The organism is Streptomyces sp. SS7, assembly GCF_037993025.1.
In the GTDB taxonomy this organism is placed as follows: Bacteria; Actinomycetota; Actinomycetes; order Streptomycetales; family Streptomycetaceae; genus Streptomyces.
In genome coordinates this window covers 9,597,850-9,619,278 of sequence record NZ_CP141223.1, presented here as the reverse complement: position 1 = coordinate 9,619,278, position 21,429 = coordinate 9,597,850, and the positions used below count along the sequence as shown (strand labels likewise).

17 protein-coding genes and 2 pseudogenes are annotated in these 21,429 nt (G+C 71.3%); 14 read left to right on the top strand and 5 right to left on the bottom strand.

The genetic code is table 11. The features are described 5' to 3' along the window. The first annotated feature begins 188 nt into the window (after positions 1 to 188). Together U5640_RS43395 and U5640_RS43390 are read left to right on the top strand one after the other, a co-directional pair. On the top strand, positions 189 to 674 hold the full coding sequence (locus U5640_RS43395) for a VOC family protein (protein WP_340384727.1): 486 nt from the start codon (positions 189 to 191) through the stop codon (positions 672 to 674). 151 nt (positions 675 to 825) lie between these two features. Then, on the top strand, positions 826 to 1,311 hold the full coding sequence (locus U5640_RS43390) for a hypothetical protein (RefSeq protein ID WP_340384725.1): 486 nt from the start codon (positions 826 to 828) through the stop codon (positions 1,309 to 1,311). A gap of 16 nt (positions 1,312 to 1,327) precedes the next feature. Here U5640_RS43390 and U5640_RS43385 read toward each other — a convergent pair whose 3' ends face one another. Then, the gene (locus U5640_RS43385) at positions 1,328 to 1,765 is read right to left on the bottom strand and encodes an Lrp/AsnC family transcriptional regulator (RefSeq protein ID WP_340384723.1); all 438 of its coding nucleotides are present in this window, start codon (positions 1,763 to 1,765) and stop codon (positions 1,328 to 1,330) included. 168 nt (positions 1,766 to 1,933) lie between these two features. Here U5640_RS43385 and U5640_RS43380 point away from each other — a divergent pair, with 168 nt between their 5' ends. Continuing rightward, positions 1,934 to 3,208 carry an ArgE/DapE family deacylase gene (locus U5640_RS43380; RefSeq protein ID WP_340384721.1) on the top strand — a complete coding sequence of 425 codons (1,275 nt, stop codon included), beginning with the start codon at positions 1,934 to 1,936 and terminating at the stop codon, positions 3,206 to 3,208. A 57-nt stretch (positions 3,209 to 3,265) separates the two neighbouring features. On the opposite strand, the gene U5640_RS43375 is transcribed toward U5640_RS43380, so the two are convergent. Next, positions 3,266 to 4,165 (bottom strand): alcohol dehydrogenase catalytic domain-containing protein, encoded by a 900-nt coding sequence (locus U5640_RS43375; RefSeq protein WP_340384719.1) that lies wholly within the window; start codon positions 4,163 to 4,165, stop codon positions 3,266 to 3,268. A gap of 197 nt (positions 4,166 to 4,362) precedes the next feature. Further along, entirely contained in the window at positions 4,363 to 4,665 is a 303-nt protein-coding gene (locus U5640_RS43370; RefSeq protein ID WP_340384717.1) for a putative quinol monooxygenase, read from the bottom strand. A gap of 342 nt (positions 4,666 to 5,007) precedes the next feature. On the opposite strand from U5640_RS43370, the gene U5640_RS43365 reads away from it, so the two are divergent. The 3 genes and pseudogenes from U5640_RS43365 to U5640_RS43355 form a co-directional block, all read left to right on the top strand. Further along, positions 5,008 to 5,448: an Lrp/AsnC family transcriptional regulator gene (locus tag U5640_RS43365; RefSeq protein ID WP_340384715.1), complete on the top strand. Its 441-nt coding sequence runs from the start codon at positions 5,008 to 5,010 to the stop codon at positions 5,446 to 5,448. A gap of 218 nt (positions 5,449 to 5,666) precedes the next feature. Beyond that, entirely contained in the window at positions 5,667 to 8,648 is a 2,982-nt protein-coding gene (locus tag U5640_RS43360; protein ID WP_340384713.1) for an aminotransferase, read from the top strand. Positions 8,649 to 8,665: 17 nt separating this feature from the next. Further along, a pseudogene (locus tag U5640_RS43355) lies at positions 8,666 to 8,769 on the top strand (hypothetical protein); the annotation flags it as partial. A 142-nt stretch (positions 8,770 to 8,911) separates the two neighbouring features. On the opposite strand, the gene U5640_RS43350 reads toward U5640_RS43355, so the two are convergent. Next, positions 8,912 to 9,196, bottom strand: a complete 285-nt coding sequence (locus U5640_RS43350; protein ID WP_340385729.1) for a hypothetical protein — start codon at positions 9,194 to 9,196, stop codon at positions 8,912 to 8,914. A gap of 134 nt (positions 9,197 to 9,330) precedes the next feature. Between U5640_RS43350 and U5640_RS43345 the strand changes: the two are divergent. From U5640_RS43345 to U5640_RS43310, 8 genes and pseudogenes are all read left to right on the top strand, one after another. Continuing rightward, a pseudogene (locus U5640_RS43345) lies at positions 9,331 to 9,752 on the top strand (amino acid permease); the annotation flags it as partial. A 151-nt stretch (positions 9,753 to 9,903) separates the two neighbouring features. Further along, positions 9,904 to 10,071 carry a hypothetical protein gene (locus tag U5640_RS43340; RefSeq protein WP_340384711.1) on the top strand — a complete coding sequence of 56 codons (168 nt, stop codon included), beginning with the start codon at positions 9,904 to 9,906 and terminating at the stop codon, positions 10,069 to 10,071. A 291-nt stretch (positions 10,072 to 10,362) separates the two neighbouring features. Beyond that, a complete protein-coding gene (kdpF, locus tag U5640_RS43335; protein WP_037727062.1) occupies positions 10,363 to 10,452 on the top strand; it encodes a K(+)-transporting ATPase subunit F in 90 nt (29 codons plus the stop codon). A gap of 1 nt (position 10,453) precedes the next feature. After that, a complete protein-coding gene (gene kdpA, locus U5640_RS43330; RefSeq protein ID WP_340384703.1) occupies positions 10,454 to 12,118 on the top strand; it encodes a potassium-transporting ATPase subunit KdpA in 1,665 nt (554 codons plus the stop codon). Between the two features lie 29 nt (positions 12,119 to 12,147). Beyond that, complete coding sequence (gene kdpB / locus U5640_RS43325; RefSeq protein ID WP_340385683.1) at positions 12,148 to 14,247, top strand: potassium-transporting ATPase subunit KdpB; 2,100 nt, start codon at positions 12,148 to 12,150, stop codon at positions 14,245 to 14,247. A 6-nt stretch (positions 14,248 to 14,253) separates the two neighbouring features. Next, complete coding sequence (locus U5640_RS43320; protein WP_340384701.1) at positions 14,254 to 14,922, top strand: potassium-transporting ATPase subunit C; 669 nt, start codon at positions 14,254 to 14,256, stop codon at positions 14,920 to 14,922. 112 nt (positions 14,923 to 15,034) lie between these two features. Continuing rightward, positions 15,035 to 15,718, top strand: a complete 684-nt coding sequence (locus U5640_RS43315) for a response regulator transcription factor (protein ID WP_340384699.1) — start codon at positions 15,035 to 15,037, stop codon at positions 15,716 to 15,718. Between the two features lie 27 nt (positions 15,719 to 15,745). Further along, positions 15,746 to 18,292 (top strand): sensor histidine kinase KdpD, encoded by a 2,547-nt coding sequence (locus U5640_RS43310; protein WP_340384697.1) that lies wholly within the window; start codon positions 15,746 to 15,748, stop codon positions 18,290 to 18,292. Between the two features lie 36 nt (positions 18,293 to 18,328). Here U5640_RS43310 and U5640_RS43305 read toward each other — a convergent pair whose 3' ends face one another. After that, complete coding sequence (locus U5640_RS43305; protein ID WP_340384695.1) at positions 18,329 to 21,334, bottom strand: non-ribosomal peptide synthetase; 3,006 nt, start codon at positions 21,332 to 21,334, stop codon at positions 18,329 to 18,331. Between the last annotated feature and the right edge of the window lie 95 nt (positions 21,335 to 21,429).

The following is a 21,429-nucleotide window of genomic DNA, read 5'->3' as shown; positions in this document are numbered from 1 at the left end:
GCCCCCGCTTGACGTGAGGCGGCGACCAGCGCAGCAGCCATTGCGAAACGATCAGCAAGCCTGTTCACCGTGAGCCGGATCGATCCCCTCCCCTCGACGCACCTTGACCTCAAGCAAACTTGAGCTTCTAGGTTCCTTCCAGAGCCGTTGGAACCGATCAGCGGCGCGCCTCACCAGGGAGGTTCAAAATGACCGGGCACGCCACCCACGTCGACATCCCCAGCCGCTACCACTACGCCGTGATCCCGCACGTCATGGTCGACGACGCCGACGCGGCCATCGCTTTCTACCAGCGGGCTTTCGACGCCCGTGAGGACTTCAGGATCCACGCCCCGGGCGGCGGGATTCTGCACGCCGAGATCACCATCGGACGGTCGACCCTGATGTTGGGCGACGCCAGCGTGGAGGAGGCGGAGGCCGCCTTCTTCGCCGCGCCGGCCTCACTCGGTGGAGGTACGTCCGTCACGCTGCACGTCTTCGTGCCGGACGTCGACGGCCTCGCGGAGCGCGCGGAGGCAGCCGGCGCCGAGATCATCCAGCCGCCGAAGGACATGTTCCATGGTGACCGCACCGTCATCCTCAAGGACCCTTCCGGTCACATGTGGGTGTTTCTGACCCACGTGGAAGACGTCTCGCAGGAGGAGCTCCTGCGCCGACTGGCCGCCACCGGGTGACCGGCCCCCGGGTGCGGTGATCCGGACCCCATACCGGCGCCAGCCGCCGCCGGGACGTCTACCGTGCGGTGGCCGGCCGCCGCGATCCCGGTCGGCACGCGTGCGAGATCCGCGGAGCATCGTGCTGGCCGGCGCATGACATCCTGGCCCAGTGCTCCTGAACGACCTCACCAGCGGTGTCGACCTCCGACCGGTGCGCTATCAGTTCGCCACGGTCGGGGGCGACGCGTACGACGACAACTGGCTGGTCATCGATGGCACGGTGACGACTCCCGGGGGAAGCTGGTTCTTCGTCGATCCGTGTCTGCTCACCGGTGAGGCCCGCCAGGTGTCCGCGTGGCTGCGCGCGGTGGCCGCGGGGACGGTGACCGTCACCGAACCCGATGCCGACGGCGGGCTGTGGCCGGACACGTGGTTCATCGAGCCGGTCGTGGCGTTCAGCCTCGCCGATCGCAGCGAGGGCGGGAGCGCGGTGATCCGCGTGCACCTGTCCTCGGAGGCGGCACCCCCGTGGCAACAGGGTGACGGCGGGGCTGACATCTACCAGTACGTCGTGGAGGTCACGATGGACCCCGCGGCGCTGCTTCACGCCGCTGATCAGTGGGATCTCTCGCTGGCTTCCTTCCCGCCCCGCTGACCACTGTTCGCCGTCGTCACACTCTGGGGCGGTTGAGCAGCCGGGAGAGCACGATGACGCTCTCGGTGCGGTCCACGTACCGGGCCTCGCGGACCCGCTGCACGGCACGCTCCAGGTGCGGGATGTCCCTGGCCAGCATGTGCACCATGGCGTCCGCGGCGCCGGACACGGTGCACGCCTCGACGACCTCGGGTATCAGTTCCAGCTCGCGCCTGAGATGGTCCGGTGTCGCGTCGCCCTTGCAGTACACCTCGACGAACGCCTCTGTGCGCCACCCCAGAGCCTGCGGGTCGATGAGCGCGGTGAACCCCCGGACGGCTCCCGTCGCGACGAGCCGGTCGAGGCGGCGCTTGGCCGCCGACGGGGACAGCCCGGCCGCCTCACCGATCTCGGCGTACGTGCTGCGTGCGTTGCGCAGCACGCAGTGGAGGATGCGTTCGTCGATGGCGTCCATGTGCGCCCCACCCCTGCCTCGGCCCGGAAAAGCACGCAAAGGATCGCCTATGAGTTCTGGAATACGCAAGAAATTGCCACAACATCACAACTGATGGCGATTGTTTGCGGACTCACCGACTTCTAGCATCGGTCCACCGCCCGCCGATCTTCGTGAAAGTGGTCCCGCATGCCCGCGACGCTGAGTTCACTGGAAGCCACCGCCCTCGCCGCGGTCGATGAATCGGCCATCGGCCGGATGCTGCTCGACCTGCTCTCCGTACCCAGCGTGACCGGCAGCGCCGCCGAATCCGAGCTCCAGCACCTCCTCGCGGACCGTCTGCGGCGGCTCGGACTCGACACCGATCTGTGGTCGATGGACCTGCCCGAACTGCGCGCCGCCTCAGGGTTTCCGGGGACAGAGGCTCCGCGCAGCGAGGCCTGGGGCCTGGTCGGACACACTCCGGCCGGGGATGACGGCCCCACCGTGATCCTTCAGGGGCACGTCGACGTCGTGCCGCCCGGCGACCCGGCCCAGTGGCACGGCGACCCGTTCACCCCGAGGACGGCCGGTGACGTCGTGCACGGCCGTGGCGCCTGTGACATGAAAGCGGGAGTGGTCGCCAATCTCGCCGCCCTGGCGGCGATACGGGCCTGCGGTGCCCGGTTGCGCGGGCGGGTGGCGGCCCACTTCGTGGTGAGCGAGGAGGACGGCGGCCTGGGTGCGTTCGGCACCCTCCACCGCGGCTACACCGGCGACGCCTGCATCATCACCGAGCCCACCGGAGGCACCTTGGTGACCGCGAACGCGGGCGCGCTGACCTTCCGCATCGAGGTGCCCGGCAAGGCCACCCACGGCAGCACCCGGTACGCCGGGGTCAGTGCCGTGGACGCCTATCTGCCCCTTCACGAGGCCCTGGCCCGTCTCGAGGCACGCCGCAATGTCGGCCCCGACCCGCTCATGGCCGAGTACCCCGTCCCCTACCCCCTGTCCGTGGGCACCGTGCGCGCCGGTGACTGGGCGAGCAGCGTTCCCGACCTGCTGGTGGCGGAGGGCAGGCTCGGGGTCCGCCTCGGTGAGGACCCGGAGCAGGCGCGCGCGGACCTGGAGGAGTGTGTGGCCCGGGCCTGCGAGCGGGATCCGTGGCTGAGCGGACACCCGGCGACCGTCACCTGGCCCGGCGGCCAGTTCGCCAGCGGCCGCCTCCCGGCCGACAGCGTGCTGCGTGACGTCGTGCACGACGCGTTCGCCGACGCCGTGGGCGGACCGCGGATGCCGGAGCGTGGTGCCCCGTACGGCAGTGACCTCCGTCTGTACTCGGCCGCGGGCATACCGACATTGCACTTCGGTCCCGGTGACGTACGGCTGGCACACGGCCCCCGCGAGCAGGTACGGATCAGTGAGATCGTCACCGTGGCCCGCACCCTCGTCCTCGCGGTGTTGCGGACCGTCGGCACCAGGTGATCCGACGGCCCGGCGCAGAACCGGCGCCGGTGGCCGGCCTCGGCCGTCCCGCGGACGTCAGCCCAGGCGCTCGCGCAGGAACTCCAGCGTGCGCTCCCACGCCTTCGTCGCCGACTCCGCGTGGTAGACCCCGGGGTGGCTGTCCTTGAAGAAGGCGTGCTGTGCGGGATGCACGTGGATCTCGGGGGTGATGCCGGACTGGGCCGGGATGATCGCCCGCAGCCCGTCCCCAGGGACTCGGGCCGACACGGTGACGTCCGTCTGCGCGTAGTGCCCCTGGATCTCGGCCTTCAGGCCCGAGAAGTCGGGGAGTTCGCCCCGGATGACGCCGTAGAAGGGGACGGCCGCACCGACCCGGGGGTCGACCGCCCCCCCCTCCCCGACGACCTCCAGGTCCGGCTCCGACTGCAGGATCATGCGGAAACCGGACCGGAGGGTCAGCCCTTCCTGGATGATGCGGTAGGCGGCCAGGTCGGCGGAGGTCGGCAGGGCACGCGGATGCCCGGTCTGCCGGACCAGCACGAGCAGGAACGCGACCCCCGCCGCCGCGGCGTCGACACCCGAAAGGGCTGTGCCGTGGGGTGCTCGTCCGAGTGCGAGGTACGGCACTCCGCCTGCGCCGACGAGGGTGGCGAGGTGCACGGGGTCGACGCCGGCCGGCAGCTCGACCAGGTTGAAGTCGGCGTAGGGGACGCGGATGAGTTCGTCGAAGCAGCCGCCCCAGGCCCCGTTCACCGGAAGGCCGTACTGGGCGTCGCCGTGCCGGAGACAGCGGGCGGTGTGGCCGAGCTCGCACTGCGCGCAGGTGCCGCACGCGATGTGCCAGGCGACGCCGACGACGTCGCCGACCGCGACGTCCGTGCAGTCGGGGCCGACCTCGGCGACCGTGCCCACGCACTCGTGGCCGAGCGGGAACGGGCCGAATCCGAAAGAACGGCGTCTTGTCGTCGATGACATGGTGGTCGAGATCGCACGTCGTCGCCGCGAGCGGGCGCACCAGCGCGTCGGTGCCCTCGACGATGACGGGGGCGTCGACCTCGTCGAAGCGCAGTTGTCCGGGGGCGACGAACATCAGGCTCTTCATGGGGAGTGCTCCTCGGTTGCGTGGGGGGTGGGTCGAGCGGCAGGGCCGTCGGCCCGATGCCCGTTTGCGGTCAGATGGCGCCGGAGTCCGGGCTGCCGGCGGGGAGCGCCTCCAGGAAGAGCGCGTCCGGGGGGCCGGCCAGGGCCTGCGCGAGGGCGGTGCCGATCTCGCGCATCGCGGCGCCTTTCATGTGCGCACCGAGCGCCTGCTGCGAGGCCCACTTCCCGATCGTCACGAACTCACCGGTGGTGCCCGCCTTGCGGTGCAGCGCGTACAGCAGGCAGCCGGGTTCGGCGTGCACGGCGGGTATAGCGGCCTTGAAGGTCTTCTCGACGAGCTCCTCCTGGCCAGGCTTCGCGACGATCGTCGCCACCACCGCAGGTCCGGCCGAGCCGGTCTGGTCAGACCGGCTGGCTGACGAGGACCCGGCGGAGGCTGACCGCCTTGCTCTGGTCGAACGAACGACCTCGACGGCACCTTCCGCCTCGACATGGACGGACGCCCGTCTCGACCTCGCGGTGTCCACGACCGTTCCCGGCCCCGCAGGGGCCGCCACCCGGCCCCCACCGGATACGGCCAGCGCCTGGCCGGACCAGCCAAATCCAGATCGACGCGTGATTCGATCGCGCAAACAACAGATCCGTTCGCGATACTGCCCCATTGTGCGTGGTTCGATCGCATGATTAGCTGTTTACACACAGGGGAGGTGAACGCCGTGGACGACATCGACCGGGCCATCCTGCGGGAGCTGCAGGCGGACGGACGCATTCCGTACGCCGATCTCGGGCCGAAGGTCGGGCTGTCGCCCTCGGCTGCCCGCCAGCGGCTGCAGCGACTGATCGACCACAAGGTGGTCCAGGTCGTCGGGGTCACCGACCCGATGGCCATGGGCGGGCAGACCATGGCCTTGCTCGGCCTGCGCGTGGACAGCGATCCCCGTGCGGTGGCCGACGAGCTCTCACGCCATGACGAGGTGGTCTACGCCGTGCTTACCTCCGGCGCTTTCGATCTGTTCGCCGAGGTCGTGTGCCGTCGTCCGCATGACCTGCTGGACTTCGTCAACGACGTCGTACGCACCGTCGAGGGCGTCGCCGCGGTGGAGAGCTTCCCGTACTTCGGGATCCACACCCACTGCTTCCTGTGGGACGTCGACTGAGGACGCCTGCCTGACCTCACGGACGAGACAACGGCCTCGGTCAGGCACCCCTTCGGCTTCTGACACGCGCCCACCGCTGGTAACGGCAAACCATCCGACCGCCCTACGGGCCCTTCACGCCGCAGGGGCACCCGGGCCACCCGCTACCGCCAGCCGCACCGTGATCACCTGCTGGCCTTCACCCTCCCCTCCCCTCACGAACAGCCGAGGAATCCGGCATGACGTACGACCAGTCCCTCACCGTCGATTTCTTCACCCACCAAGCACTGCCCGCCCCGCGGGTGACAGCCGAGGAAGCGGGCCGGATCGCCGCCGAGCACTTCGGGCTCACGGTCCGCGCCGAGTCGTTGGGCAGTCAGCAGGACGCCAACTTCCTGCTGGCCCACGACGACGGCACCGCCGCGGCCGTCCTGAAGATCGCGAACCCGGCGTTCTCCTCGACCGAGATCGACGCCCAGGACACCGCCGTAGACCTGCTCGCCGACACCCACCCCGGCCTGCGTCTGGCAACGGTCCTGCGCGACGCCGACGGCAACCGTCGCACCGTGCTCCTGCACACCGACGCCGCTCCGGTCACGGCCCGCTTGCTGCGGCACCTGCCCGGTGGGACGCTCTCGGGTCCGCGGCACCTCCCGCCCCGGACCGTCGCTGCCATGGGCCGCATCGCCGGCCAGGTCAGCACCGCCCTGCGCACCTTCGAGCACCCGGGGCTGGAGCGGGTCCTGCAGTGGGACCCCCGGCACGCCGACCGCGTGGTCGCCCGCCTGCTGGACCACCTCCCGGAGGCGGAGCGCCGCCCCGTCCAGGCCGCAGCCGCAGACGCCTGGGCCGCTCTGCTGGAGGTCGCCGACCGGCTCCCGCGCCAGGCCGTACACCTGGACCTGACCGACGACAACCTGGTCCGCTCACCCGACAGCCCCCTCCCGCTGCCCGACGGGATCATCGACTTCGGTGATCTGACCGACACCTGGGCGGTGTGCGAGCTGGCCATCCCTCTGTCGTCGATGCTCCACCACGACGGCATGGAACCGCACCACGTGCTGCCCGCCGTCCACGCGTTCCACGAGGTCCGCCCGCTCTCCGCCGACGAGGCGGCCGCGCTGTGGCCGCTGGTCGTACTCCGCGCCGCCACCCTGGTCGTCAGCGGCCGGCACCAGGCCGCCATCGACGGCGACAACGCCTACGTCAACGCCGCCCTCGACCGCGAGTGGCGCGTCTTCGAGCAGGCCACCGCCATACCGACCGCGGTCATGACCCACCTGATCACCGAGAGCCTCGGCCTGACCCGGGCCGCCCGGACCGCCGCCCCCACACCGGCCGAGCGGCCCCTGGTGGCCGGCCTGGACCCCGCCGGGATCGCCGTACTCGACCTCTCCGTCGAGGCCGACGCCATGGACCACGGCACCTGGCTGGAGGAATCAGCCGACGACCGCCTCGCGGCGGCCCTCCTCGCCCAGAACGCCGTCGCCGCGGCCGCCACCCGCCACGGCCGGACACGGCTCACCGCGGCCCCGGCCCTGTCCGCCGTCTCACCCGCCACCATCGCCACCGGCATCGACCTGTGGCCGGCCGGGCCCACGGTCCTGCAGGCGCCTAACGCCGGCGAGGTGCTCGCGACGGCGCCCGGCCACATCGCCGTCACGTGCGGCGCCCACATACTGCACCTGTCCTTCCCCGACACCGTCCGGCCCGACCTGCCCGCCGCCACCCCCGTCCGCGCGGGCGAGCCCCTGGCCTCCCTGCCGGCGGGCGCCCGCGTCCACATCTCGCTCCAGCAGCCCGACGCGCCCACCGTCCCGCCCCTCGTGCGACCCGAGTACGCCGCCGGCTGGCTCGCCCTCACGACCGACGCCGCCCCGCTGCTCGGCCTGCCGACCGCCGAGACCACCTCGCAGCCGCATCTGCTCGAGCGGCGGGCTGCCACCTTCGCCACCGTCCAGGAGCACTACTACGACCATCCGCCCCGCATCGAACGCGGCTGGCGCCACCACATGGTCTCCGCCGAGGGCCGCTCCTACCTCGACATGGTCAACAACGTCACTTCCCTCGGCCACGCCCACCCCCGCGTCGAACAAGCGGTCTCGCGGCAGTTGCGCAGACTCAACACCAACTCCCGCTTCCACTACTCGGCCGTCGTTGAGTTCACCGAACGCCTCGCCTCCCTGCTGCCCGACCCCCTCGACACCGTGTTCCTCGTCAACTCCGGCTCCGAGGCCGTCGACCTGGCGATCCGGCTCGCCATCGGCGCTACCGGACAGCACGACGTCGTCGCCCTGCGAGAGGCCTACCACGGCTGGACCTACGCCTCCGACGCCGTCTCCACCTCCCTCCAGGACAACCCCAACGCCCTCACCAGCCGCCCGAGCTGGGTCCACACCGTCGACTCGCCCAACTCCTACCGCGGCCTGCACCGAGGCAAGCAGGCGGCCCAGTACGCCCCCGAGGCCGTCCGGATCATCGACAACCTCGCCGCCTCCGGCCGCCCGGCCGGAGCCTTCCTCAGCGAGTCCTACTACGGCAACGCCGGCGGCGTCGCCCTCCCCGACGGCTACCTCGCCCAGGTGTACGCGGCGGTGCGCCGGCACGGCGGACTCGCCATCGCCGACGAGATCCAGGTCGGCTACGGCCGCCTGGGCACCTGGTTCTGGGGCTTCGAGCAGCAGCAGGCCGTGCCCGACATCGTCTGCGCCGCCAAGGCCATGGGCAACGGCCACCCCCTCGGAGCCGTCATCACCACGCGGGCCATCGCCGACCGCTACCGCGACCAGGGCTACTTCTTCTCCTCCACCGGCGGCAGCCCTGTCTCCAGCATCGTCGGCCTCACCGTCCTCGACACCCTCCGGGACGAAGACCTTCAGGGCAACGCCGTCCGCACGGGCGCCCGCCTCAAAGCCGGACTCCAGGACCTCGCCGAACGCCACCCCATCATCGGCGCCGTCCACGGCTCCGGCCTCTACCTCGGCCTCGAACTCGTCCGCGACCACACCACCCTGGAACCCGCCACCGAGGAAACCACCGAACTCTGCGATCGCATGCTCGACCTCGGCGTCATCGTCCAGCCCACCGGAGACCACCTCAACATCCTCAAGATCAAGCCCCCGCTGTGCATCGACCCCGCAGCAGTCGACTTCTTCACCGACACCCTCGACCGCGCCCTCACCGAACTCGGACACCACAAGATCGGTGAGCACACCCACTGAGCGACGCAGAGGTCCTGTTGCGGGCCGGCGCCTCGGCACGGGCCCGCGGCCGGGTCGGCGGGCGCCGGCCGAAGCTCACCGAGGATCAGGCCGCGCTCGCCCGGCGGCTCCACGACGAGCGGGAGAAGACGGTCCAGCAGATCGCCGACTTGTTCGGCGTACCGCGGTCGACGGGTACGGACACCTCGACAAGACCAGGACCGTCCGTCGCCGGCATTCAACCAGGCACGTCAGTGCGGGCGTCCTGCGCGCGTCTCCCGCGGTCAGGCCCGGCCCTGGGCCCGGGCCGCCCGGGGCGCGGTGGCGAGATTCCGCAGCGCGACGGTCGCCGCCTCGACAACCTCCGCCGGCACTCCCTCGAAGAGCGCCTCGTGCTCGGCCGAGGTGGCGAGGAGCGCGCGCTCGGCGAGCGCGACGCCGTCCGGCGTCAGCTTGAGCCAGGTGCTCCGGGCGTCGGCCGGGTCGTCCTCCCGCTCGACGACGCCGCGGGCGACGAGGCGGTGGGTGACGTTGGTGGTGCACCGGGGATCTGACGCGCTGCCCGTCAAGGCCCCGTCAAAGTGGGGCCCTCGGGCGCGACGAACGCGCAAGGGACGGCCGGTCGCGGCCGGGAACGGCCACACCCTGAGACACACCCTGAGGGCACCGCCGCGCCGCACCCGCCGGTGAGGAACCGCCGGACGCCGGCGAACGGCACCGGCTCACCACCGTCACCGGGCTGGCCGCCCTGTCCCTGGACGCGATGGCGTCGGTGGCGTACGGCCCGAGGCGATCGTCCTGGTCCTGGCCACCGCCGGTGCCCACGGCCTCGGGTTCACCCTCCCGGTGACGCTGGCAATCGCAGGATCACTGGCGGTGTTGGTCGCCTCGTACCGGCAGGTGATCGCGGCCTTCCCGGACGGCGGCGGGTCGTACGCCGTCGCCAGGACGCACCTGGGGGCGCGGACGAGTCTGGTGGCCGCCACCTCACCGGTCCTTGACTACGTCCTGAACGTCTGCGTGGCCGTCACGGCCGGTGTGGCCGCGCTGACCTCGGCCTTTCCCGCGCTGCACGACGACCGGCTGGGGCTGTGCCTGGCGGTGCTGATGCTGATCACTGCGGTCACCGTCTGCTACCCGGACCCGAGGACCGTGCCCAGATACACGCCCTGGAGGGCGCCTGGGCCGCCTGGGACCCCGGTGTGCCCCTGGTCCTGCTGGCCTCCGAGCGCCGGACCCTGGGCCGACCCCCATCGCCGCGTACGTGCGTGCGGTCGTGGCGTCGGAGCCGGCCACCCGGGTCACCGTCCTGATCCCCGAGACCGAGCCGGAGCGGCTGTGGCAGCGGCTGCTGCAGAACCAGCGGGGAGCGGTCGTCGCCCACGCGGTACGGCGTGAGACCGACGCGGTCATCTGCCGGCTCCGCTTCCGGCTGCTGCGGTGACGCCCCGCACGACGGCACGCATGACGTCCCGCACGATGTCCCGCACCGTCACGGGCAGCGTGTCCCCCGGCGCCGGCCAGGTGCCGTAAGAGTCCCGTCAAGGGCGCGGTCGTCGCCGTATGAGAGCCGTCAAGGCCGTTCGTATCCGGCCGTACAGGCGCTTTCCTCTAACCGTCCGTACTTCTTTCGCACCTCACTCAGGGAGTTCGCGATGGCCGATCTGGCCTTCGTCCTCACCACGCTCGCGGTGTTCGCGCTGGTGGCCCTCGTCGCCAAGGGGGTGACGAAGCTGTGACCGCCGAGAACATCGTCGGCCTGGTCGTGGCCGTCGCCCTGCTGGGCTATCTCGTCCTCGCCCTGCTCTTCCCGGAGAGGTTCTGAGATGGGTCCCGTCCTCGCCGGCGTGCTTCAGCTGCTGGCCCTCATAGCGGCCCTGGCGCTCGCCTACGTCCCGCTCGGCACCTACATGGCCAGGGTCTACTCCTCCGACCGGCACTGGCGGGTCGAGAAGTGGATCTACCAGGGCATCGGCGCCGACCCGGACACCGAGATGCGCTGGCCGGCGTATCTGCGCGGGGTGCTGGCCTTCTCGGCTGTCAGCGTCGTCTTCCTCTATCTGCTGCAGCGGCTCCAGGGCGTCCTGCCCGGATCGCTGGGCTTCAAGGCCATCGACCCCGACCAGGCGTTCAACACCGCCGCGTCGTTCGTGACGAACACCAACTGGCAGTCGTACTACGGCGAGCAGGCCATGGGGCACGTCGTGCAGACGGCCGGGCTGGCCGTGCAGAACTTCGTCTCGGCGGCCGTCGGTATCGCGGTGGCGGTCGCGCTGGTACGCGGGTTCGCCCGCTCGCGCACCGGTGAACTGGGCAACTTCTGGACCGACATGGTGCGTGGTGTCACCCGCATCCTGCTGCCGGGTGCCGTCGTCGCGGCGATCGTGCTGGTGGCGTGTGGCGCGATCCAGAACTTCTCCGGCATCCACGAGGTCGGGCAGTTCATGGGTGGGCAGCAGCAGTGGAACGGCGGGGCGGTGGCCTCCCAGGAGGCCATCAAGGAGCTGGGGACCAACGGCGGCGGCTACTTCAACGCCAACTCCGCGCACCCCTTCGAGAACCCCACCCCGTTCACCAACCTCTTCGAGATCTTCCTGCTGCTGGTGATCCCGTTCGCGCTGACTCGCACCTTCGGTGTCATGGTCGGCTCGGTCAAACAGGGGTACGCGATCCTCGCGACGATGGCGACGATCTGGGTCGGCTTCGTCGCCCTGATGATGTGGACCGAGTTCGCCCATCACGGCCCGGCGCTCCAGCTCGCCGGTGGGGCGATGGAGGGCAAGGAGGTCCGCTTCGGCGTCGGTTCGTCGTCGATCTTCGCGGTGTCGACCACGCTGACCTCGACCGGCGCCGTGGACTCCTTCCACTCCTCCTTCACCGGCCTGGGCGGCGGCATCGCCCTGCTGGGCATGATGCTGGGCGAGATCGCCCCCGGCGGCACCGGCTCCGGCCTCTACGGCATGCTGATCATGGCGGTCATCGCGGTGTTCATCGCCGGACTGATGGTCGGCCGCACCCCCGAGTACCTGGGCAAGAAGATCGGCACCCGCGAGATCAAGCTCGCCGCCTGCTACATCCTCGTCACCCCGGCCCTGGTGCTCGTCTTCACCGCCGCGGCGATGGCCCTGCCCACCCCGCCGCACTCGATGACGAACTCCGGCGCGCACGGCTTCTCCGAGATCCTGTACGCCTACACGTCCGGCGCCAACAACAACGGTTCGGCCTTCGCCGGTCTGAACGCGGACACGCAGTGGTTCAACACCACGATCGGGCTGGCGATGGTCCTGGGCCGCTTCGTGCCCATGATCTTCGTGCTGGCGCTGGCCGGCTCGCTCGCCGGGCAGCGCCCGGTCCCGGTGACCGCGGGCACCCTGCGCACCGAGAAACCGCTGTTCACCGGCCTGCTGGTGGGCGCCATCCTGATCATCACGGGTCTGACGTACTTCCCGGCGCTCGCGCTGGGCCCGCTTGCCGAGGGGCTGGCGACATGACCACCGACACGACCGAGCAAGGGACCTCGATGTCCACAGCCATCCCGACCCGGGCGCCGCACAGCGACGTACCGTCCGGGCACAAGCCCGCCGAAGACCGTGTGGGCGCGGGCCTCTTCGATCCCCAGCAGCTTCTGCGGTCCCTGCCGGACGCCTTCCGCAAGCTCGACCCGCGGGTGATGGTGAAGTCGCCCGTGATGTTCGTGGTGTGGATCGGCTCCGTCCTGACGACGGTGTTCTCCTTCAAGGACCCCGGTGACTGGTTCGGCTGGACCATCAGCGCCTGGCTCTGGCTGACGGTCGTCTTCGCCAATCTGGCGGAGGCGGTGGCGGAGGGCCGCGGCAAGGCCCAGGCCGACACCCTGCGCAAGGCCAAGACCGACACGGTCGCCCGGCGCCTGGCCGGGGACGCCGAGGAGCGGGTTCCGGGCACCGACCTGAAGATCGGTGACCTCGTCGTCTGCGAGGCCGGGGACGTCATCCCCGGCGACGGTGACGTCGTCGAAGGCGTCGCCTCGGTCGACGAGTCGGCGATCACGGGTGAGTCGGCGCCGGTGATCCGGGAGTCCGGCGGTGACCGGTCGGCCGTCACCGGCGGGACGAAGGTGCTCTCCGACCGGATCGTCATCAAGATCACGACGAAGCCGGGCGAGACCTTCATCGACCGGATGATCAACCTGGTCGAGGGCGCGGCCCGGCAGAAGACGCCCAACGAGATCGCTCTGAACATCCTGCTCGCCTCGCTGACGATCGTGTTCCTGCTCGCCTGCGCCACCCTGCCGCCGTTCGCCGACTACGCAGGCACCCACCTGACGATGGTCGTGCTGGTGGCCCTGCTGGTCTGTCTGATCCCGACGACGATCGGCGCGCTGCTGTCGGCGATCGGCATCGCGGGCATGGACCGGCTCGTCCAGCGCAACGTACTGGCGATGTCGGGGCGGGCGGTCGAGGCGGCGGGCGATGTGTCCACACTGCTCCTGGACAAGACCGGCACCATCACGCTCGGCAACCGGCAGGCGTCCGAGTTCGTCCCGGTGAGCGGGACGACGGAGGCCGAGGTGGCCGACGCCGCCCAGCTGTCGTCGCTGGCCGACGAGACCCCCGAGGGACGCTCCATCGTCGTCCTCGCGAAGGAGAAGTACGGCCTGCGCGAACGTCACCAGGGAGAACTCGCCGGAGCCGAGTGGATCGCCTTCACCGCCCAGACCCGGATGTCCGGCGTGGACGTCGACGGGCGGAGGATCCGCAAGGGCGCCGCGGGATCGGTCGTCGCGTGGGTGAAGGAACAGGGCGGTGAAGTCGCCCGGGACGCAGCGGAGTTGACGGACCGTATCGCCGAGGCGGGGGGCACCCCGCTGCTCGTCGCGATCGAGGACGCCGGCGGCGCCCGCGTCCTGGGCGTCATCCACCTCAAGGACGTCGTCAAGGAGGGCATGCGGGAGCGGTTCGACGAACTGCGCCGCATGGGCATCAAGACGATCATGATCACCGGTGACAACCCGCTGACGGCCAGGGCGATCGCCGAGGAGGCCGGCGTCGACGACTTCCTCGCCGAGGCCACCCCCGAGGACAAGATGGCCCTCATCAAGCGGGAGCAGGCGGGCGGCAAGCTCGTCGCGATGACCGGTGACGGCACCAACGACGCGCCCGCGCTGGCCCAGGCGGACGTCGGCGTGGCGATGAACACGGGCACGTCGGCCGCCAAGGAGGCCGGCAACATGGTCGACCTCGACTCCAACCCGACCAAGCTCATCGAGATCGTCGAGATCGGCAAGCAACTCCTCATCACCCGGGGCGCCCTGACGACCTTCTCGATCGCCAACGACGTCGCCAAGTACTTCGCGATCATCCCCGCGCTGTTCGCGGCCGTCTACCCGGGCCTCGACAAGCTCAACATCATGGGCCTGGCCTCGCCCGACTCCGCGATCCTCTCCGCCGTCGTCTTCAACGCGCTGATCATCATCGCCCTGGTGCCGCTGTCCCTGAAGGGCGTGCAGTACCGGCCGGTGAGCGCCGACAGGATGCTGCGGCGCAACCTCACGATCTACGGCATCGGCGGCCTGATCGCGCCGTTCATCGGCATCAAGCTCATCGACCTGCTCCTCTCCCTCATCCCCGGAATCGGGTAAGCGGCCATGAACAACTCGGTAACCAACACCGTCCGGTTGCTCGGGGCGGGCCTGCGCGCCCTCCTCGTGCTGACCCTGGTGACCGGCGTCATCTACCCGCTGGTCGTCACCGGCATCGCCCAAGGGCTGTTCAGCGACCGGGCGAACGGGTCCGAGATCAAGGCGGACGGCAGGGTCGTCGGCTCCTCGCTCATCGGGCAGGCGTACAACTTGCCGCTGAAGCAGGGCCAGGAGACACCCGAGCCGGACCTGAAGTGGTTCCAGGGCCGCCCGCGGAACGGCCTCGGCACCAACAGCGTCAACACCCGGTACAAGCTGATCCTGTCCGGCGCCACCAACCGGGCCGCCGACAACAAGGACCTGATCGACTGGGTGACCGCCGCCAAGGCCGCCGTGATCAAGGACAACTCGACCGCCGACTACAGGGTCTCGCCGTCCGAGGTCCCCGCCGACGCCGTCACCTCCTCCGGCTCCGGACTGGACCCGGACATCTCCCCGCAGTACGCGCGGCTCCAGGTCCACCGGGTCGCCGAGAGGAACGGCCTCCCCGTCGCCCAGGTGGAGAAGCTGCTCGACGAGCACACCGAGGGCCGCATCCTCGGCTTCGTCGGCGAGCCCCGCGTCAACGTCCTCGAACTCAACATCGCGCTCAAGAACCTCGTGGCGAAGAGCTGAGGGCGTGATCCGACCGACAGGGGAGTCGGCGCCCGGCAGCGGTCCGGACCGCCGACTCCCCCCCGTCACGCAGCCGGTACGGCCCGACGTACGACACGAAAGGCGCACGCCCATGACAAGGGTGCTGGTGGTGGAGGACGACCCGCAGCTCGTACGGGCCCTCATCATCAATCTCCAGGCACGCCGGTACGGGGTGGACGCGGCCCCCGACGGCGCCACCGCGCTCCGGCTCGCGGCCGCCCGCCAGCCCGACGTCGTGATGCTCGACCTCGGGCTGCCCGACATGGACGGCGTCGAGGTCATCAGGGGGCTGCGCGGCTGGACCCGGGTCCCGATCCTGGTGCTGTCCGCCCGGCAGGCGTCCGACGAGAAGGTCGCCGCGCTCGACGCGGGCGCCGACGACTACGTCACCAAGCCGTTCAGCATGGACGAGCTGCTGGCCCGGCTGCGGGCCGCGGTCCGGCGCACCGAGGAGACCCCGCCCGCGTCCGGGGCGACCCTGGTGGAGACGGCCGACTTCACCATCGACCTGCTGGCCAAGAAGGCCGTACGCCAGGGCCGTGACGTCCGCCTCACCCCGACCGAGTGGCACCTGCTGGAGATCCTGGTCACCAACCCCGGCCGGCTGATCACCCAGAAGCAGCTGCTCCAGGACGTCTGGGGCGTCTCCCAGAGCACCAAGACCAACTACCTGCGCGTCTACATGGCCCAGCTGCGGCGGAAGCTGGAGGCGGACCCCTCCCACCCCCGCCGCCTCATCACCGAGCCCGGTATGGGCTATCGCTTCGAAGCGTGAACTTCGCAGCATGAACGAAGGGCGTACATGGCACGCGGCAAGCTCCGGATCTACCTCGGCGCGGCACCCGGCGTCGGCAAGACCTACGCCATGCTCTCCGAGGCGCACCGCCGGGTGGAGCGGGGCACCGACTGCGTGGTCGCCTTCGTCGAGCACCACCACCGGCCGCGCACCGAGGTGATGCTGCACGGCCTGGACCACCTCCCGCGCAGGGAACTGGCCTACCGGGGCGGCATCTTCACCGAGATGGACGTGGACGCGGTCCTCGCCCGCCACCCGCAGGTCGCCCTGGTGGACGAACTCGCACACACCAACGTCCCCGGCTCGCGCAACGCCAAGCGCTGGCAGGACGTGGAGGAACTGCTGGCCGCCGGCATCGACGTCATCACCACGGTGAACATCCAGCACCTGGAGTCCCTCGGCGACGTCGTCGAGTCGATCACCGGCGTACGCCAACGGGAGACGGTGCCGGACGAGGTCGTACGGCGGGCCGACCAGATCGACCTGGTCGACATGTCCCCCGAGGCGCTGCGCCGCCGGATGGCGCACGGCAACATCTACGGACCGGACAAGGTCGACGCGGCCCTGTCCAACTACTTCCGGCCCGGCAACCTCACCGCGCTGCGGGAGCTGGCGCTGCTGTGGGTCGCCGACCGAGTGGACGCCCGGCTGACCGAGTACCGCAGCGCGCACAGCGTCTCCGCCATCTGGGGTTCGCGCGAGCGGATCGTCGTCGGGCTCACCGGCGGCCCCGAGGGCCGTACGCTCATCCGCCGCGCCGCGCGGCTGGCGGAGAAGGGGGCCGGCGGCGAGGTCCTCGCCGTGTACATCTCCCGCAGCGACGGCCTCACGGGTGCCTCCCCGAAGGAACTGGCCGTCCAGCGCACCCTCGTGGAGGACCTCGGCGGCAGCTTCCACCACGTCGTCGGCGACGACATACCGTCCGCGCTCCTGGACTTCTCACGCGGGGTGAACGCCACCCAGATCGTGCTGGGCGTCTCCCGCCGCAGGACCTGGCAGTACGTCTACGGGCCCGGCGTCGGTGCCACCGTGGCCCGCGAGTCCGGCCCCGACCTCGACGTCCACCTCATCACGCACGACGAGGCGGGCAAGGGCCGCGGACTCCCGGCCGCCCGCGGGGCACGGCTCGGCCGCTCCCGGCTCGTCCAGGGCTGGCTCGTCGGGCTCGGCGGCCCGGTGCTGCTGACGTGGCTGCTGAGCAGTGTCTCCCCGGACGTGGGCCTCGCCAACGACATGCTCCTGTATCTGACCCTGACCGTGGCGGCGGCCCTGCTCGGCGGGCTGTTCCCGGCCCTGGCCTCGGCGGCGGCCGGTTCCCTGCTTCTGAACTGGTACTTCACCCCGCCCGTGCACACCTTCACCATCGCCGACCCGAAGAACATCGTGGCGATCGCGATCTTCGTCGGGGTCGCGCTGTCGGTGGCGTCGGTCGTCGACCTCGCGGCCCGGCGCACCCACCAGGCGGCCCGGCTGCGCGCCGAGTCGGAGATCCTCTCCTTCCTCGCCGGGAACGTCCTGCGCGGCGAGACCAGCCTGGAGGCGCTGCTGGAGCGGGTCCGCGAGACCTTCGGCATGGAGTCGGCTGCCCTTCTGGAGCGCGAGAGCGACGTGGCGCCCTGGACCTGCGCCGGCAGCGTCGGGCCGCGCCCCTGCGCCACCCCCGACGACGCGGACGTCGACGTGTCGGTGGGCGACCACACGGCACTGGCCCTTTCGGGCCGTGTCCTGCCGGCCGAGGACCGACGGGTGCTCGCCGCCTTCGCCGCGCAGGCCGTCGTGGTCCTGGACCGCCTGCGCCTTCAGCGGGAGGCGGCGCAGGCCAAGGAACTCGCCGAGGGCAACCGCATCCGCACCGCCCTGCTCGCCGCCGTCAGCCACGACCTGCGCACCCCGCTGGCCGGAATCAAGGCGGCCGTCACCTCCCTGCGCTCGGACGACGTCGCATGGTCCGACGAGGACCGGGCGGAGCTGCTGGCCGCCATCGAGGAGGGCGCCGACCGCCTCGACCTGCTCGTCGGCAACCTCCTGGACATGTCCCGCCTCCAGACGGGGACCGTCACGCCGATCATCCGCGAGACCGACCTCGACGAGGTGATCCCGATGGCGCTCGGCGGAGTCCCCGAGGACAGCGTCGACCTGGACGTCCCGGAGACCCTGCCCATGGTCGCCGTCGACCGGGGACTGCTGGAGCGGTCCGTGGCCAACGTCGTCGAGAACGCCGTCACGTACAGCCCACCGGGCGAGCCGGTCCTGGTCTTCGCGAGCGTGCTCGCCGACCGGGTCGAGGTGCGGGTCGTGGACCGCGGCCCGGGCGTCCCCGACGAGGCCAAGGAGCGCATCTTCGAGCCCTTCCAGCGCTACGGCGACTCCCCGCGCGGCACCGGAGTCGGCCTCGGCCTCGCGGTCGCCCGCGGCTTCGCCGAGGCCATCGGCGGCACCCTGCGCGCCGAGGACACCCCCGGCGGCGGCCTCACCATGGTGCTCAGCCTGCCCATGGCGGCCGGCCACCCGCCCCCGCCGGAACGGGATCCGTCCGCGACGGTCACCTCGTAGGGGCCGAGCGGCGTCCTCGCCGCTGCGGGCGAACCCTCAGGCGCCCGCGCCTGCCGTGCGGGCGAGCTGGGCCACGTGGGACAGGGTCGGCCTGTCGATGATCGTGAGGAGGTTCGCCATGAAGGCCTCCTCTCCGCCCTGGGCGAGCAGATCACGGCTGACTCCGGCGAGCATGGAGAGCAGCGCCAGGGAGTCCCCGCCCAGCCGGTGGAAGTCGGCCTGCTCGTCCAGTCGCTCCGGGGGGATGGCGAGGACCCGGGACCAGACCTCGGCCACCGCCCGGGTGACCGGGTCGGAGACCGCGGCTTCCGTGCCCGCCGTCGGGCCGCCGTCGGCGGCGAACGGATCGGGCAGCGCACGGGCGTCCACCTTGCCGCTGACGGTGTAGGCCAGTTCCGCGACGGTGACGAACGCCGCCGGGACCATGTAGGGCGGCAGCAGCCCCGCCGTGTGCTCCTCCAACTCCTCGGGGGTGACCGGCGCCCTGGGAACGACGTACGCGCAGAGCGTCTTGCCCGTACCACCGGGCCGGGTCCTGGCCACCACCACGGCGCGCTGCACCGAGGGATGGCGCTCCAGCGCCTGCGCCACCTCGGCGGGCTCGACCCGGTTGCCGCGCACCTTGACCTGGTCGTCGTTGCGGCCGACGTACGCGAGCTTCCCCGAGGGCAGGACGGTGGCGAGGTCCCCGGTCCGGTACACCCGGGTGCCGTCGGCCAGCCGGACGAACCGCTCGGCGTCCAGGTCGGGGCGGCCCAGGTAGCCGCGCGCCAGCTGCACACCCCCCAGGTACATCTCCCCCGTCTCCCCGGGCGCGACGAAGCGGTGCCGCTCGTCCAGCAGGTACACCGCGGAGTTGTAGCCGGGGAGTCCGATGGGCACCGCGTGCGCGCCGCCGTCGCTCGCCTCGTCGAAGACGTGCGCGGTGCAGCCGACGGTGACCTCGGTGGGGCCGTACTGGTTGATGATCCGGCACGTCTCCCCGAACATCCGCTGCGCCCGGGCGGCGACCTCCACCCTCAGCTGCTCGCCGGTGATGATCACACCGGTGTAGCCGGTGGGCCGGAGGTCCAGTTGGCCGATCAGATCGAGGTGGGAGGGAGTGAGGTTGAGCATGGTGGCGCCGGATCGTTCCAGCAGCCGGCGCAGGGTCATGTGGTTGATGTGGCCGGGCACCAGCACGATCGCCCCGCCCACCATGCCCGGCCCGAAGACCGAGGTCATGGAGACGTCGAAGGACAGCGAGGTCATCAGGGAGAGCCGGGTCCGCGGGCCGATCCGGAACATGTCCAGCGCCCAGTGCAGGTAGTTCAGCAGGTTCCCGTGCTCGATCAGCACGCCCTTGGGCCGGCCGGTCGAGCCGGAGGTGTAGATCACGTAGGCCAGATCGTCCGGACGCGGCCGGACATCGGCGAACTCGGCCTGGCCGGGCTTGGCTCGTGACAGGTCGTCGAGCGGCAGCGGTGCGCAGCCGGCCGGGAAGAGGTCCCGTCCCTCATAGCCCTGCTGCACCAGGCAGTGGCGCACGCCCGCATCGGCCAGGACGTCGGCGAGCCGGTGATCCGGGTGCAGCGGGTCCAGGGGGAGGAAGGCGGCCCCGGCCCGGAGCACCCCCCAGATACCGGCGATGGCCGCCACCGTCCGGTCGGCGAGCAGCCCCACGACGGAGCCCCGGCCCACGCCGAGGCTGCGCAGTTCGTGGGCGACGGCGTCGGCACGGCGGCTGATCTCGCGGTAGGTGACGTCGCCCTCGGGGCCGGTGAGCGCCACCTGGTCCGGCACCCGCCGCACCTGCGCGCGGATCAGCTCCATCAGGCTCTCCCCCCGCACCGCGCGTGCGGTCGAATTGCCGTCCCAGCGGCGGTTACGGGACGGCGACAGCGCCTCCTCCACCGTGTCGAGCAGCGCCTCCGCGCGTTCCGCCACGCCGGGCCCGTCCAGCCAGGACACCGTGACCTCGGTGCGGTCGCCGGAGTCCATGAGGTCGACGGCCGGAGGAGCGCCGGGTCCGGTGCCGCCCAGGGTGTACATCGCGGTGGCCCGGAAGCCGTCGGTGGAGAAGTCGGCCAGGTCGAAGGTGCCCAGGTGGGTGACGAAGGCCAGCCCCGAGTAGCGGTCCGAGCGGGCGGCCGCACGGGCGACCGCCTTCGAGAGCAGCCGGATGGCCGCCCTCGGTACGCGCATCATGTTCGGCTCGGTGCGCAGAGCGACCTCCTGGCCCTCGGCCAGCGCCGCGAGCAGCTTCCGGTGGACCTGCTCCCAGTCCTCGCCACCTTCGACGTCGATGACCAGCGCCTGCGAGAGCCACGCCGTGGACCGGAGGTCCGGGTCGTGACGGCGCAGGTCCACCGGGACGAAGAAGCTGCCTCTCCCCTCGGGCCCGTACGCGGCCGCGAGCGCGGCGGCGACCTTGGCGGTGGCGGCCGGGTGGGTGCCGTCGACGGACCGGTTGCGCCACATCACCTTCCGGCCGCCCCCGGGCAGGCGGCCCAGCGGGGACGGCCACGCGAGGGCGCCCGCGCCGCTCGGGATCGGGGGCAGTCCCTGCGGGTACAGCGCCTCGAGGAACTCCGTGCTGTTGAGGGTCGACGACGCGCCCACGGGCTCCTGTCCGCGCAGGACGCGGAAGACGTCTGCGGCCCACAGGGCCAGGCCCCGGGCGTCGGTCACCTCGTGTCGGCCCCGGAGGACGACGGAGGCCGGGGCGCCGGGGTACAGCAGCACCTCCAAGGGTGTGCCGGGACGGCTGCCGCGGGTGTGGAGGGCCTGGCAGTCCAGGCGCCGGCGGTCCAGGGGACGGTCCATGACCCGCACGGCCGGGCTGACCCCGCTGTCCACCCACAGCTTGCCCCGCCGGACCAGCCGGGTGCCGGGCGACGCCTCCGAGGCGAGACCGACGGCCCTGGTGACGTCAGCCGGCGAGAGGTCACCCACGCCCTCGATCACGTACTGGATGTCCTGCGGCAGGGGCAGCCCCAGGTAGGTCCACTCGGCGGGAGTGATGGCACGGCGATATCTGTGGCCGACAGCTGTGTTCTTCATTCGATCTCCAGGCGGGCGTACGCATGCCACACCGGCAAGCGGTCCCATCGTGCGGGGCCGCTTGCTAGGGAAATCTCCAGCACCGCCCGAAACGG

Bases quoted from the DNA above. Each gene is read 5' to 3' on its own strand.
- U5640_RS43380 (WP_340384721.1), top strand. From the start codon at position 1,934: ATGCCCGCGACGCTGAGTTCACTGGAAGCCACCGCCCTCGCCGCGGTC.
- U5640_RS43375 (WP_340384719.1), bottom strand. From the start codon at position 4,165: ATGTCATCGACGACAAGACGCCGTTCTTTCGGATTCGGCCCGTTCCCG.
- U5640_RS43315 (WP_340384699.1), top strand. From the start codon at position 15,035: ATGACAAGGGTGCTGGTGGTGGAGGACGACCCGCAGCTCGTACGGGCC.
- U5640_RS43305 (WP_340384695.1), bottom strand. From the start codon at position 21,334: ATGAAGAACACAGCTGTCGGCCACAGATATCGCCGTGCCATCACTCCC.
- U5640_RS43360 (WP_340384713.1), top strand. From the start codon at position 5,667: ATGACGTACGACCAGTCCCTCACCGTCGATTTCTTCACCCACCAAGCA.
- U5640_RS43320 (WP_340384701.1), top strand. From the start codon at position 14,254: ATGAACAACTCGGTAACCAACACCGTCCGGTTGCTCGGGGCGGGCCTG.
- kdpB (WP_340385683.1), top strand. From the start codon at position 12,148: ATGTCCACAGCCATCCCGACCCGGGCGCCGCACAGCGACGTACCGTCC.
- U5640_RS43395 (WP_340384727.1), top strand. From the start codon at position 189: ATGACCGGGCACGCCACCCACGTCGACATCCCCAGCCGCTACCACTAC.
- kdpA (WP_340384703.1), top strand. From the start codon at position 10,454: ATGGGTCCCGTCCTCGCCGGCGTGCTTCAGCTGCTGGCCCTCATAGCG.
- U5640_RS43385 (WP_340384723.1), bottom strand. From the start codon at position 1,765: ATGGACGCCATCGACGAACGCATCCTCCACTGCGTGCTGCGCAACGCA.
- U5640_RS43310 (WP_340384697.1), top strand. From the start codon at position 15,746: ATGGCACGCGGCAAGCTCCGGATCTACCTCGGCGCGGCACCCGGCGTC.